At 58.2% G+C, this 12196-nt stretch carries 12 protein-coding genes; 5 read left to right on the forward strand and 7 right to left on the reverse strand.

The window, feature by feature from the left end; all coding sequences use genetic code 11:
* Positions 1–13: 13 nt before the first annotated feature.
* The 4 genes from BM395_RS09920 to BM395_RS09935 are packed head-to-tail and all read right to left on the reverse strand — an operon-like array spanning position 14 to position 3805.
* Positions 14–748, reverse strand: coding sequence for a sulfite exporter TauE/SafE family protein (locus BM395_RS09920; protein WP_371850767.1), 735 nt, complete (start codon positions 746–748; stop codon positions 14–16).
* Positions 745–1527, reverse strand: a complete 783-nt coding sequence (locus tag BM395_RS09925) for an SDR family NAD(P)-dependent oxidoreductase (protein ID WP_090511252.1) — start codon at positions 1525–1527, stop codon at positions 745–747. Before BM395_RS09925 ends, BM395_RS09920 begins: the two co-directional genes overlap by 4 nt.
* Positions 1527–2462: a bile acid:sodium symporter family protein gene (locus BM395_RS09930; protein WP_090511255.1), complete on the reverse strand. Its 936-nt coding sequence runs from the start codon at positions 2460–2462 to the stop codon at positions 1527–1529. Before BM395_RS09930 ends, BM395_RS09925 begins: the two co-directional genes overlap by 1 nt.
* 8 nt (positions 2463–2470) lie before the next feature.
* A complete protein-coding gene (locus BM395_RS09935; RefSeq protein WP_090511258.1) occupies positions 2471–3805 on the reverse strand; it encodes a flavin-containing monooxygenase in 1335 nt (444 codons plus the stop codon).
* 203 nt (positions 3806–4008) lie between these two features.
* Between BM395_RS09935 and BM395_RS09940 the strand changes: the two genes are divergently transcribed.
* Positions 4009–4782 (forward strand): spermidine synthase, encoded by a 774-nt coding sequence (locus tag BM395_RS09940; protein ID WP_090511261.1) that lies wholly within the window; start codon positions 4009–4011, stop codon positions 4780–4782.
* Between the two features lie 25 nt (positions 4783–4807).
* On the opposite strand, the gene BM395_RS09945 is transcribed toward BM395_RS09940, so the two are convergent.
* On the reverse strand, positions 4808–5599 hold the full coding sequence (locus BM395_RS09945; protein ID WP_090511262.1) for a crotonase/enoyl-CoA hydratase family protein: 792 nt from the start codon (positions 5597–5599) through the stop codon (positions 4808–4810).
* Between the two features lie 380 nt (positions 5600–5979).
* On the opposite strand from BM395_RS09945, the gene BM395_RS09950 reads away from it, so the two are divergent.
* Positions 5980–7659, forward strand: coding sequence for a DEAD/DEAH box helicase (locus BM395_RS09950; RefSeq protein ID WP_069899852.1), 1680 nt, complete (start codon positions 5980–5982; stop codon positions 7657–7659).
* Between the two features lie 239 nt (positions 7660–7898).
* Here the strand turns inward: BM395_RS09950 and BM395_RS09955 are convergent, their stop codons facing one another.
* Positions 7899–8186, reverse strand: coding sequence for a DUF3509 domain-containing protein (locus tag BM395_RS09955; RefSeq protein WP_069899851.1), 288 nt, complete (start codon positions 8184–8186; stop codon positions 7899–7901).
* Positions 8187–8255: 69 nt separating this feature from the next.
* A complete protein-coding gene (locus BM395_RS09960) occupies positions 8256–8477 on the reverse strand; it encodes a hypothetical protein (protein WP_069899850.1) in 222 nt (73 codons plus the stop codon).
* Between the two features lie 474 nt (positions 8478–8951).
* On the opposite strand from BM395_RS09960, the gene dnaX reads away from it, so the two are divergent.
* The 3 genes from dnaX to recR all read left to right on the forward strand — a co-directional run bounded on the left by dnaX (position 8952) and on the right by recR (position 12132).
* Positions 8952–11039 carry a DNA polymerase III subunit gamma/tau gene (gene dnaX, locus BM395_RS09965; protein WP_090511264.1) on the forward strand — a complete coding sequence of 696 codons (2088 nt, stop codon included), beginning with the start codon at positions 8952–8954 and terminating at the stop codon, positions 11037–11039.
* Positions 11040–11055: 16 nt separating this feature from the next.
* On the forward strand, positions 11056–11382 hold the full coding sequence (locus BM395_RS09970) for a YbaB/EbfC family nucleoid-associated protein (RefSeq protein ID WP_069899848.1): 327 nt from the start codon (positions 11056–11058) through the stop codon (positions 11380–11382).
* Between the two features lie 150 nt (positions 11383–11532).
* Positions 11533–12132 carry a recombination mediator RecR gene (recR, locus tag BM395_RS09975; protein ID WP_069899847.1) on the forward strand — a complete coding sequence of 200 codons (600 nt, stop codon included), beginning with the start codon at positions 11533–11535 and terminating at the stop codon, positions 12130–12132.
* Positions 12133–12196: the final 64 nt, after the last annotated feature.

The raw sequence follows: 12196 nt of genomic DNA on the forward strand, positions 1-12196 counted from the left end.
ACAATCTCCAGTGCTAGCGCGGGAAGCTGAGCAGCGCGCCGGTGGTCAGAAGGAGGAGGTAGATGGCGATGCGAAAATGTTTTTCGTCGACCCGTTTATGCAAGCGTTCGCCCAGCCAGACACCCACCAACAACAAAGGTGCATAGCTGAGAACTTGCGGTAGCGCGGGTAGCAGTCGGCCATCCAGCAGGAATGCAACAGTCAGCAGGCTGTTCATGCTGAACCAGACACTGATCAAGGTTGCGCGAAAGCGTGATTTATCCAGATTGGTGCCTGCTAGTGCATGCACCAACAGCGGGCCGCCCGAGGCGAACAGGCCGTGGGTTACGCCAGCAGCCAGGGTGATCAGGCGGTTGACCCAGAGCGGACGCGGGCGCGCAACTGCGCTGTGGCGCATGCGCCAGAGTTCGCGGCTGGCGAACAACAGCACGAAAACACCAAATAGTTGTTTGGCCAGATTGGCGTCGAGCCACGGCAGCAGGAAGTAACCGATTAGCGTGCCGGCGGCCATGCCGGGCAGGATCATGCCGAACAGCAAACCGCGGTCGATCAGTTTGCGGTAGCGCAGCGTCATGTAGCCGGTCATGCAGATGTTCAGCGGCACCAGTACCGGCAGCAGTTGTTCAATCGGCAACAGCAGGGCGCCCAGCGACAGCGCGATAACAATGCTGCCAAAACCGGTAATGGCCTCAAGGGTGTACGCCAGCAGAATGAAAGCGCCGAGCGCCAACCAGATAAAGTCGATCAAGCCATTTCTCCAGCGAAGCGTGCACTCATCTTGCGGTAGTAAAACGCCGGGGCGATGCGCCAGAGCAAGCTGGCCAGCCAACTGCCACGGTCGGGAAACAGGCGTTGCTGGCGTTTATCCAACGCCTCGATGATTTGGCTGGCCATCCAGTCGGCACCGCGAATATTGCCGATAGTTGAGCGGGCATGGTTGGCCGGCTTGCCATCGGCGCCGAGTGCATTGCGATCAATCGGGGTGTCGAGAAAGCTCGGGTAGACCATGAGCATGCCGATTCCGTCGCGGGCCACTTCTGCGCGCAGCACTTCGAAACTCTGGCTCAGTGCACTTTTTGCCGCGCAGTAACCGGCGCGCCCCAACACAGGCATCCAGCCAGCCATTGAGCCGATTGCAGCAATTTGCCCGCCGGCCTTGCGCAGCAGCGGCAGAGCGCTGAGGGTCAGTTCCAGCGGCGCGTGATAATCAACCGCCATGACTTTGCGAAATACCGCAGGATCGGTTTTGACCGTGGGCGAACGATGGGTAATCCCGGCGTTGTTGATCAGTACGTCGAGTTTGCCAAAGCGCTCGCTGCAGGCGGCGATGAGCTGCTGGTGCAATTGCGGGTCGGTAATGTCGCCGGCAATGCCGATGATCTGCTCGTTACCCAGTTCAGCCATGCGCTCGTGCAGCCCCGCCGCATTGATATCGGTGAGGACCAATGCATCGCCACGGGCGTGACACGCGCGCGCAAGCTCCCAGCCGAGGCCGCTGGCAGCCCCGGTAATCAGTACCACATTCATCATTTCTCTCCGATTGGGCTCAACGGTTGCAGGGTTATGCTCGGGGTGGGCGGCGGACGCCGTGACCAGAAAAACGCCAGGCCCAGGCCGGTGACCAGATGCCAGCAACCCCAGAAGGCTGCAATCAGCAGCATTCCGGTCGCCTGCGGGAAGAAGGTGAAGATAATTACCAGCCCCAGCGCCGAGTTCTGGATGCCGACTTCAAGGGTAATCGCTCGGCGATCGGCGGCGGGCAGGCCGCTGAGGCGCGCGCTTAGGTAGCCGGTACTCAATGCCAGCGCGTTATGAATAACCACCAGCCAGAAGAACAGATGGAAGTGTGCAATGAATTGCGCGTAGTTCTTACCAAAGGCCAGGCCGACAAAACTGAGCATGACCAGCAAGGCAAAGACCCGCAGCGGTTTTTCGATGCGTTTCGACAAGCCCGGATAGCGTTTGCCAACGTACATACCGACCAACAGGGGCAAGCCCAAAACCATCAACACCATGAGCAGCAGGCTCAGTGGGTCCATCGAGATTTCAGTGAGCAGCGGTCGGGTGTGTGGATTTAGCCAGGCGTATAAACCGAAGTTGATCGGCGTCAGCACGCTTGCCGCCACGCTGGACACAGCGGTCATGCTCACCGAGACCGCGACGTTGCCGCGGGCCATCCACGTCATGATGTTTGAAAAGCTACCGCCGGGGCAGGCGGCGACAAGCGCCATGCCCAGCGCCAACATCGGCTCGACATTGAATGCCCAGCATCCCAGACAGGTCAGGGCAGGCAGCAGAATGAACTGCGCAATCAGGCCGATTGCCGGAGCCTTGGGCGAGCGCAGAATGCTTTTGAAGTCATCTGCGCGCAGTTCCAGCGAGACCCCGAACATCATCACCGCGAGGATCAGATTGAGCAGCACCAGGCTCGATGGGTCGAATTGAATGTTCACCGTTTCCATGCTGATCCTTACACCGCGCTACGGGTGGCGTAGGTAGCGCCATTGTGGTCGAGATCAGCGTTGAGTTGCGCTGTGTGTTCGGCAATGCTGGCGCGATAGGTGTCTTTGTGCACGTAGTAGGCCATGCGTTCCAGGTCCAGATAGTTGTAGCCGCCGTCGAGGCGAATACTGGCGCGCTCGCGCTTGGTCTGTTGCAGTGCCTTGGCTGACGCCGCGCCTTGCTGCAACTGTCGTATATACAGGGCCACCAATTCGGCCTGTTCATCGCGACCTTGCCAGCCCAGGCTTGAGGCCTCAACCATGCCCATCATGAACAGGTCATCGTATTGCGGGTGGAACACGTTGAGGTAAAGCTGCGGCGCCCCGGCCTTTTCCGGCCAGTTTAGATGGGCGCGGTCAATAAACGGGTAGTCGAGCTTATAGCCTGTGCCTTGCAGGATCAGGTCATATTCGCCCTGTTCGCCGTCGGTGAAGGTCACCTGTTTGCCGTCGACCTTACTGATGTCGCGGCGTGCCTTGATGTCGCCATGACCTAAGTAATGCAACACCAGTGAGTTCATCACCGGGTGCGATTCATAGAGTTTGTAATCCGGATCGGGCAAGCCATAGCTCGATGGCTTGCCTACCAGCGCACGCACCAGCAGGCCGTCGAGGCGCTGTTTGAGGGGGCGCGGCAATTTGATTGCGCCGCCAAAGGTGTCGGTGGGTTTGCCCAGAATGAACTTGGGCAGGAAGTAGTAGCCACGACGAACCGAGATATCGACTGAGGCAGCGCGGTGCACGGCATCTACGGCAATGTCGCAGGCAGAGTTACCACAACCGACAACCAATACACGCTTGCCTTCGAATACGGCGGCGCTGCGGTATTCGCTGGAATGCATGACCTGGCCGTCGAAGTCGCCGGGCAGGCTGACGCTGTTGGGTTTGTGCAGCGTGCCATTGGCGATCAGCACCCCGTCAAACTGCCAGTTGCGGCGCACGCCGTTCTGCTCGCTGATCAACTGCCAGCCACGCTCCAGACGGTTTACCTCAACCACGCGGGTGTTGAATTGGTAGTGCGTCTTGAGTTGGAAGTGATCGGCGTAATCACGGAAATAGCGGCGCATTTCGCTGTGGTGCGGGTAGGGCGCTACCTCGTCACGCATCGGAAATTCGCTGAACTGGGTAGTCGATTTGGAGGAGATCAGATGAGCAGAGTCGTACATGGTGCTGTGCGGATTATCGATGTCCCACAAGCCGCCGACATCACTGTTCAGCTCGAAACCGACAAAGTCGATGCCGTGCTTCTTTAGCTGACGGGCTGTGCACAGCCCCATTGGGCCTGCGCCGATAATGGCGTACATAACTTTCCTCATTGATCATTGCGCAGTGTTTGCGGCGCATTGCGCGGCATTCAAACAGGGCGCTTATTGTTATTTTGGCACGCTGGTTTTGGGGCCAGTCGTCGATGGTTAATTATTGCGTGACCTTGGGGGTTCGGTTCAATGACAATTGACGCCTTTCCCGGGTGACCTGTGGTCGCCTTTGTCACGGTGGAGTCAATGCAATGCCGGGTTTGCCCCCAGTCGAAGAAATGCAGGATGAGGTGTTGCTTGCCGAGGTCAAGGACGCGTTTGGAACCATTCGCGTGGTTGAGATCGGTGCCTACCGTTTTCTGGAATTTGGCGATGCAATCGAGCAAAGCTGTGTATTCATGGCAGACCCCAGCTGGCTTGAGTACGACTATACGCGCGCCATGTTTATTGGCGCGTTGTGCCATCCGCAGCCAGAAAGCGCGCTGTTTCTGGGGTTGGGCGCCGGTAACCTGACCCAGGCCTGCCTCAAGTACTTGCCGCTGGATGATGTCGAAACCATCGAGTTGCGTCCCGATGTGCCGCGCCTGGCCATGGAATATCTCGGCCTTGAAGATGACCCGCGTCTGACTGTGCGCGTGGGAGATGCGTTGGATTTGTTGCCGAGTGCCGAGACGGCCGATTTGATCTTTGTCGACCTGTATACCGATCACGGCCCCGGCGTAGCGCATCTGGCATGGCGCTTTCTGGAGGACTGTCAGCGCAAACTCAACCCGGGCGGTTGGCTGGTGATCAATCAGTGGGCCGGTGACGATGGTAAACCGCTTGGCGCTGCCTTGCTGCGCGGGCTGTATAACCGTCATTACTGGGAGTGCCCGGTGAAAGAGGGCAATGTCGTGCTGCTGGTGCCGGCCGATCTTGAGCAAACGCTGGATTTCGGCGAGTTGCAGTGGCGCGCCGAAATGCTTGCGCCAACGCTCGGCTATTCATTGCAGTCACTGATCGAGCAGATTCGCCCGGCGACCTGAGCCTGTTCTTTCTAATAACCGTGCGCTACTTGCCGGTGAACTGGCCTTCGCGCCGCTCCAGCATCGAATTCAAGCCTTCGCGGGCATCCTCGCTGGCCATTAATTTGGCTGCCGTAGGGTGCAAGTCAGCGGCCGCTGCGGCTTCACCTTCTTTGAGCGCCTGACGCGCTGACGCCAGCGTTGCCTGAACACCGAGCGGCGCCTGCTTGGCGATTCGCTCGGCTAACCACAAGGCGCGCGGTAATAAGTCTTCCGAGGCCATGACCTCCTGCACCAGATTACAGCGCTGAGCTTCGTGAGCATCGAATTCGTCACCGGTCAGCAGCCAGCGCATGGCGTTGCCCCAGCCGGCAACGCGGTGCATGCGCAACGTGGCGCCGCCAAAAGGGAAGATCCCGCGTTGCACTTCAAGCTGGGCGAAGCGCGTGTTGCTCGCGCAGAGATTAATGTCGGAGGCCAGCATCAGTTCGATGCCGATGGTGTAGCAGTAGCCCTGTACGGCGACGATTACCGGTTTGCTGACCCGTGGCCCGCCGAATACGCCCCACGGATCACAACCGCCTGGCGGTATTTGCCAGCCAGCGGCAAATGTCGCGGCGACCTTGGCCAGATCCAGCCCTGCCGTGAAATGTTCGCCGTGAGCAAATACCAGGGCAACCCGCAGCGCAGCATCGCGCTCGAACTCTCCATAGGCGAGGCAGAGGTCGTTGAGCATCTCAAGGTCAAATGCATTGCGTTTGCTGGCGCGATCCAGCCCGATAAGCATGACGGCACCACGACTTTCGCGACTGACTCGGCCTTTGCTGCTGGCATTCATTGGCGGGCTCTCGGCGGGTAAAGGTCCTGCAAACGGTATAGCGTCACTGGCAAGCCTTGTCCAAACGCAGGCGGGGATTGATCAAGTTATGACCGTTTAGCGGTAGCTTATTAATAAATAGACGAAAATCATCACATTGATCAGCTTTTCCGGTATAGTGCGCGCCGGTCAATTTATGGCCACGTTCAGGTAGTGCAACGCGCCCGAAGGCTATCTTCGGCAGCCAGTCCGCAAAGTGCGGGCTATCCTAGACGATTCACTTTAATCATTACGTTTTCGCAAATCCCCGCCGACAGGGCTGCCAGGGTGACTTCACGGTCTTACACGGCATGCGCAGCTTTGGAACATGGGTCTTTGCGGATGCACTTAGAGGCAGACCCATGACCCAGGAAATCGGCGGCTTCGCCGCGCTCGGACTTCACCCAAGTATTCTTGCAGCACTGACTGCAGTGGGCTACGAAGAGCCATCGCCAATTCAGCAACAAGCCATCCCAGTTATTCTCGCCGGCCAGGACATGATCGGTCAGGCGCAGACGGGTACCGGTAAAACAGCCGCATTCGCTTTGCCGCTGCTCAGCCGTATCGACATCAGCAAGCGTGAGCCACAGGCTCTGATTCTGGCGCCGACCCGCGAACTGGCTCTGCAGGTTGCAACGGCTTTCGAAACCTATTCCAAGCAATTGCCTGGCCTTAACGTTGTTGCTGTTTACGGTGGCGCCCCGATGGGCCCGCAGTTGAAAGCAATTCGTCAGGGTGCCCAGGTTATCGTGGCAACGCCGGGTCGTCTGGTTGACCACCTGCGCCGCGACGAGAAAGTACTCTCGACTATTCAGCACCTGGTGCTCGATGAAGCCGACGAAATGCTCAAGCTGGGCTTCATGGACGATCTGGAAGTTATCTTCCAGGCCATGCCAGCAACTCGTCAGACAGTATTGTTCTCGGCCACTCTGCCGCACTCGATTCGCGCCATTGCTGAAAAGCACCTGCGCAATCCGCAGCACATCAAAATCGCGGCCAAGACCCAAACCGTTGCGCGTATCGAGCAGGCTCACCTGTTGATCCACGCTGACCAGAAGGTTAACGCCGTACTGCGTTTGCTCGAAGTTGAAGAGTTTGATGCGCTGATCGCATTCGTGCGTACCAAGCAAGCCACTCTGGATCTGGCAAGCGCGCTGGAAGCCAAAGGCTACAAGGCTGCTGCACTGAACGGTGACATCGCCCAGAACCAGCGTGAGCGCGTTATCGACTCGCTGAAAGACGGTCGTCTGGACATCGTAGTCGCAACCGACGTAGCTGCTCGTGGCCTCGACGTGCCGCGCATCACTCACGTTTTCAACGTAGACATGCCGTACGACCCAGAGTCTTACGTTCACCGTATCGGCCGTACTGGCCGTGCCGGTCGCGAAGGTCGCGCATTGCTGCTGGTAACGCCGCGTGAGCGTCGCATGCTGCAGGTTATCGAGCGTGTTACCGGGCAGAAAGTTGGCGAAGTCAAGCTGCCGAACGCTCAGCAAGTTCTCGATGCACGCATCAAGAAGCTGACCACCAGCCTGGCACCTCTGGTTGCTGACGCTGAGGCCAGCCACGGTGATTTGCTTGATCGTCTGACTGCAGACATCGGTTGCTCGCCGCGTGCTCTGGCTGCCGCATTGCTGCGCAAGGCCACCAATGGTCAGGCGCTGACTTTGGCTGACGTCGAGAAAGAGCAGCCATTGGTTCCAAACAGCGGTCCGCGTGAGCGCAGCGATCGTGGCGGTGAGCGTGGCGAGCGTCCGGTTCGTTCCGATCGCGAGCGTCGTGCGCCAATGCCGCTGGGCGAAGGCCGTGCACGTTGCCGTACCGCGCTGGGTGCGCGTGACGGTATTGCTGCCAAGAACCTGCTGGGCGCAATCCTCAACGAAGGCGGCCTTGCGCGTGACGCAATCGGTCGCATCCAGATCCGCGAGAGCTTCAGTCTCGTTGAACTGCCGGAAGACGGCCTGGAGCGCTTGCTGGCCAAGCTCAAGGACACCCGTGTTGCTGGTAAGCCATTGAAGCTGCGCCGTTACCGCGAAGACTGATTCAGTTCAGTCCTCGCGCAGGGCCAGCTAATCAGGCCCGCGTAAGCTAACGAGAAAACCCGAATCGAAAGGTTCGGGTTTTTTTATGGCTGCATGAAAGGCGCCGCAGGTTGGGGTTGGCGCGACGCACTTGGGATTGTCTGTGCGAAGCAGGGCGGTTGGCCGCTATCAGCTTGCGCTTTCCTGCGGGCAATAAAAAAGCCACAACAGCGAACTGTTGTGGCTTTTGGCTGGCGGAATCAGGCTATGTGATAGCTGAGAACGCTGTCTTGCTCTTTCAAGGATTTACGCAGATCTGCCGGAATGTTGCCGGAACGTACGGCCAGTTCCAGGCGGATCTCTTCGAGGCTCTGGGCGAAAGCCTGTGTGTCATTCAATTGAGCTGCACCCAGTACGCGGCTGTAAACAGTGGTTTCGCTGTCATCGATGAGCGATAGCACAATGCTGCTATCGGGTCGTGGCAAGCTGAAATTGGCCTTGAGGGGTGAAAACAGTTGTTCGACAAATTCGCGTTTGGTGCTGTCCATTCACTGGGCTCCATCCTGGGGGTAACAAACAGACCCCCAGTCTACGCCTAAAGTTCAGCAGGCCATAATTTAGGCGCTGAGTGACTGGCGCGCCTTGGCAATTACCTGCTCCAGCGAGTCAGCCGAGTACTGGCCCGGGTACAGGCGCTGGCTGTGCTTGGCAATGCCGGCATTGTCGACAATGGTGAAGCTGAAACTGCCTTTGCGTGCAGCAAGGATATGGCAGTCGAGTGGCGCAAATGCGCTGGCTAGGGTGCTAATGGCAACCTGAATTTGAGTTTGTGTATTCATTTTTTGGGTGTTTCCTAAAGCAAAAGCGCTTCGTGCGCAGAGTAAAGCTCCAGAGCACTGACGGTTTCTGGTCAGATACTTTTTTTCATATGGAGCGAAGTTACACGACCATTGGGCGAAATCGCCGGGATCGGGTCAGTACTTCGGATGCAGGTTTGCGTCGTCGCTGAGGCGAGACATCCTGAATAGTCATCAGATTGGGTCAGGTAGAAAGCTGTGCGGCATCGCTTGATAGGCGTATGCGCTTTTTACCAGGGTTCCATCGGAGGGGGTGGACAGTGTTGTTGAGTTCCAACAGCAGTATCCGGTGCCTTATTGACTTACAGCTTGGTACGAACAGGCGGATTGTACGTGTCTGTGTAAAAAATAGCCAGTTGTATTTTCTGTGAATCAAGAAGCGGCTGATTGGATGCAATTTGCGGGTCGCTCCGTTAGGATTAGCCCACTTTTGCTTTCATCTCATGACGGGTTTCGATGAGTTATCAGGTTCTTGCACGCAAGTGGCGTCCGCGCTCCTTCCGCGAAATGGTTGGCCAGACGCATGTGCTCAAAGCACTGATCAATGCCCTGGATAGCCAGCGGTTGCACCACGCCTATCTTTTCACGGGCACCCGCGGGGTGGGTAAAACCACGATTGCGCGGATTATCGCCAAATGCCTGAACTGCGAAACCGGTATCAGCTCCACGCCGTGCGGAACCTGCTCGATCTGCAAAGAGATTGACGAGGGCCGCTTTGTTGATCTGATCGAAGTCGACGCCGCGAGCCGGACCAAAGTTGAAGACACCCGTGAGTTGCTCGACAACGTGCAGTACTCGCCGAGCCGTGGGCGCTTCAAGGTCTACCTGATCGACGAAGTGCACATGCTGTCGTCGCACTCGTTCAATGCGCTGCTGAAAACCCTGGAAGAGCCGCCGCCGCACGTTAAATTCCTGCTGGCGACGACCGATCCGCAAAAACTGCCGGTCACCATCCTGTCGCGCTGCCTGCAGTTCTCGTTGAAGAACATGCCGCCCGAGCGTGTGGTCGAGCACTTGAGCCATGTATTGACGGCTGAAACCATTCCGTTCGAAGAAGACGCGCTGTGGTTGCTCGGCCGTGCTGCCGATGGCTCGATGCGTGACGCCATGAGCCTCACCGATCAGGCAATTGCCTTTGGTGAGGGCAAGGTGCTGGCTGCTGATGTGCGGGCCATGCTCGGCACTCTCGACCACGGTCAGGTGTATGGCGTGTTGCATGCATTGCTTGAGGGCGATGCGCGCGGCGTTATTGACGCGGTTCGGCATCTGGCTGAACAGGGGCCGGACTGGAATGGCGTACTCAGCGAGATTCTCAACGTCTTGCACCGCGTAGCAATCGCTCAGGCGCTGCCGGATGCGGTCGACAATGGCTACGGCGACCGCGATCGGGTGCTTGAGCTGGCGGGTGCATTACCGGCCGAAGATATTCAGTTTTACTACCAGATGGGCCTTATCGGTCGCCGTGACCTGCCCTTGGCGCCGGACCCGCGCAGCGGGTTTGAGATGGTCCTGCTGCGAATGCTCGCTTTCAGGCCCGCTGATTCAGCGGACGCACCCAGGCTTTCGCTAAAGCCGCTCGGGATTAGCCAGGCCACTGCTAATCCCCCAAGCGACTCAGTGGCCGGCGCTGCTATTGCGGCGCCGGCTGCCGTACCGCCTCAGCCAGCAGTTGCTGAGCCTGAGCCCGTTGCTGCTGCGAGCGTGGCGGCTGTAGCGCCGGCGCCAACCGTGGCGGCGCCGCAACCCCTGCCAGAAGCGTCTGCGCCAGTGGTTGATTTGCCTTGGGAAGAGCCGGCAGCGGTTGCAGCGCCTGTTATTCCAACGCCAGCAGAGGCTGTTCAGGAGAGCGTTTCTGATCCAGCGCCTGCAGATGATGGCGTTGCAGTGAAAACGCCGGAGATCGTCGCTGAGGCTGCGAGCGAGCCTGTTGAAGAGCTGCACGTCGAGACTGTCGCGGTTGTCACCGAAGAAGCCGTGGTGATCGAGGCTGCACAATTGCCAGACAACGATGCGGATGACGAGCCGCCGTTGGGTGATTACGACTACGTCGAGATGGACGCAGAATCAATGGATTATGACTTCGGCGCGATTGAACCCGAAGTGATCGAGGCGCCTGAGCCATCAGCGGCTGCGGTGCCCGCCACTGGTCTTGCCGCTGAGTGGCTGGAGCTGTTCCCCAAGTTGGGCCTGGCCGGCATGACCGGCAGCATTGGCGCTAACTGCACGCTGATTTCGGTTGAAGGCGACAACTGGCTGTTGCACCTGGATCCTGCGCACAGCGCGTTGTTTAATCCGACCCAGCAACGCCGCCTGAATGACGCGCTCAACCAGCAGCAGGGGCGCGAGCTCAAGCTGCACATCGAATTGATTAAGCCTGAACAGGAAACACCTGCTCAGGCGGCTTCGCGCAAACGTGCCAATCGCCAGCGCGAAGCTGAGGAGTCGATCCATAACGATCCGCTCGTCCAGCAAATGATTGAGCAGTTCACTGCGGTCATTCGTGCCGATAGTATTGAACCCATAGACCCTATTATTACCCCCTGATTACGAGGACAACACCATGATGAAAGGTGGCATGGCCGGCCTGATGAAGCAGGCGCAGCAGATGCAAGAAAAAATGGCGAAGATGCAGGAAGAACTTGCTAACGCCGAAGTCACCGGTCAATCCGGCGCCGGCCTGGTCAGCGTTGTTATGACTGGTCGTCACGACATCAAGCGCGTGAGCCTGGATGACAGCTTGATGCAGGAAGACAAGGAAATCCTTGAAGACCTGATCGCCGCTGCAGTCAACGATGCCGTGCGCAAAGTTGAAGCCAACAGCAAAGAGAAAATGGGCGGCATGACCGAAGGCATGCAACTGCCACCCGGTTTCAAAATGCCGTTCTAAAAAGTGCTACGGGTGTGGCTGCCACGGCAGCCGTACCTGTATCTGGCACAAGGGCGGCGGATTCACGCCGACCACTTGTGCAGCGTGTCGCCCTGACACGAACGATGCTGCAACGCGATTTTCATACTTCCCCTGCGACCGAGAAACTGCATGAGCTTCAGTCCCCTGATTCGTCACCTGATCGATTCACTGCGCATTCTGCCCGGCGTTGGCCAGAAAACGGCCCAGCGCATGGCCTTGCAGATGCTCGAGCGTGACCGCAGTGGCGGCTTACGCCTTGCTCAGGCGCTGACGCAGGCGATGGAAGGCGTAGGGCACTGCAAACGTTGTCGTACGCTTAGCGAAGACGAGGTCTGCGAAATCTGCCTCGATCCGCGCCGCGACGACAATCTGTTGTGCGTTGTGCAAGGCCCGATGGATGTCTACGCCGTTGATCAAACAGGGTTTCGCGGGCGCTATTTTGTCCTCAAAGGGCATTTGTCGCCGCTGGACGGTCTTGGGCCTGAAGCCATTGGCATCCCCGAGTTACTGGCGCGTATCGAGCAAGGCACTTTCGTCGAGATTATTCTGGCCACTAACCCGACAGTGGAAGGCGAGGCTACCGCGCATTACATTGCACAGTTGCTGGCCAATAAGGGCCTTGTCACTTCGCGTATTGCCCATGGCATGCCGCTCGGTGGCGAGCTTGAATTGGTCGATGGCGGTACGCTTGCCCATGCATTCTCTGGTCGCCGCCCAATCGTTCTGTAACCAAAACCCGGCATTTGCTTTCGCCAGCTTGGCAATTGCGCCACTGAAACCTGCGTTTAAACGG

Origin of the sequence: Pseudomonas marincola, assembly GCF_900116605.1 — a bacterium.
Classification (GTDB): domain Bacteria; phylum Pseudomonadota; class Gammaproteobacteria; order Pseudomonadales; family Pseudomonadaceae; genus Aquipseudomonas; species Aquipseudomonas marincola.

Coding starts and splice junctions, on each gene's coding strand:
- BM395_RS09925 (WP_090511252.1), bottom strand. CDS start 1,527: ATGAATGTGGTACTGATTACCGGGGCTGCCAGCGGCCTCGGCTGGGAG.
- BM395_RS09930 (WP_090511255.1), bottom strand. CDS start 2,462: ATGGAAACGGTGAACATTCAATTCGACCCATCGAGCCTGGTGCTGCTC.
- BM395_RS09935 (WP_090511258.1), bottom strand. CDS start 3,805: ATGTACGCCATTATCGGCGCAGGCCCAATGGGGCTGTGCACAGCCCGT.
- BM395_RS09940 (WP_090511261.1), top strand. CDS start 4,009: ATGCCGGGTTTGCCCCCAGTCGAAGAAATGCAGGATGAGGTGTTGCTT.
- BM395_RS09945 (WP_090511262.1), bottom strand. CDS start 5,599: ATGAATGCCAGCAGCAAAGGCCGAGTCAGTCGCGAAAGTCGTGGTGCC.
- BM395_RS09950 (WP_069899852.1), top strand. CDS start 5,980: ATGACCCAGGAAATCGGCGGCTTCGCCGCGCTCGGACTTCACCCAAGT.
- BM395_RS09955 (WP_069899851.1), bottom strand. CDS start 8,186: ATGGACAGCACCAAACGCGAATTTGTCGAACAACTGTTTTCACCCCTC.
- BM395_RS09960 (WP_069899850.1), bottom strand. CDS start 8,477: ATGAATACACAAACTCAAATTCAGGTTGCCATTAGCACCCTAGCCAGC.
- dnaX (WP_090511264.1), top strand. CDS start 8,952: ATGAGTTATCAGGTTCTTGCACGCAAGTGGCGTCCGCGCTCCTTCCGC.
- BM395_RS09970 (WP_069899848.1), top strand. CDS start 11,056: ATGATGAAAGGTGGCATGGCCGGCCTGATGAAGCAGGCGCAGCAGATG.
- recR (WP_069899847.1), top strand. CDS start 11,533: ATGAGCTTCAGTCCCCTGATTCGTCACCTGATCGATTCACTGCGCATT.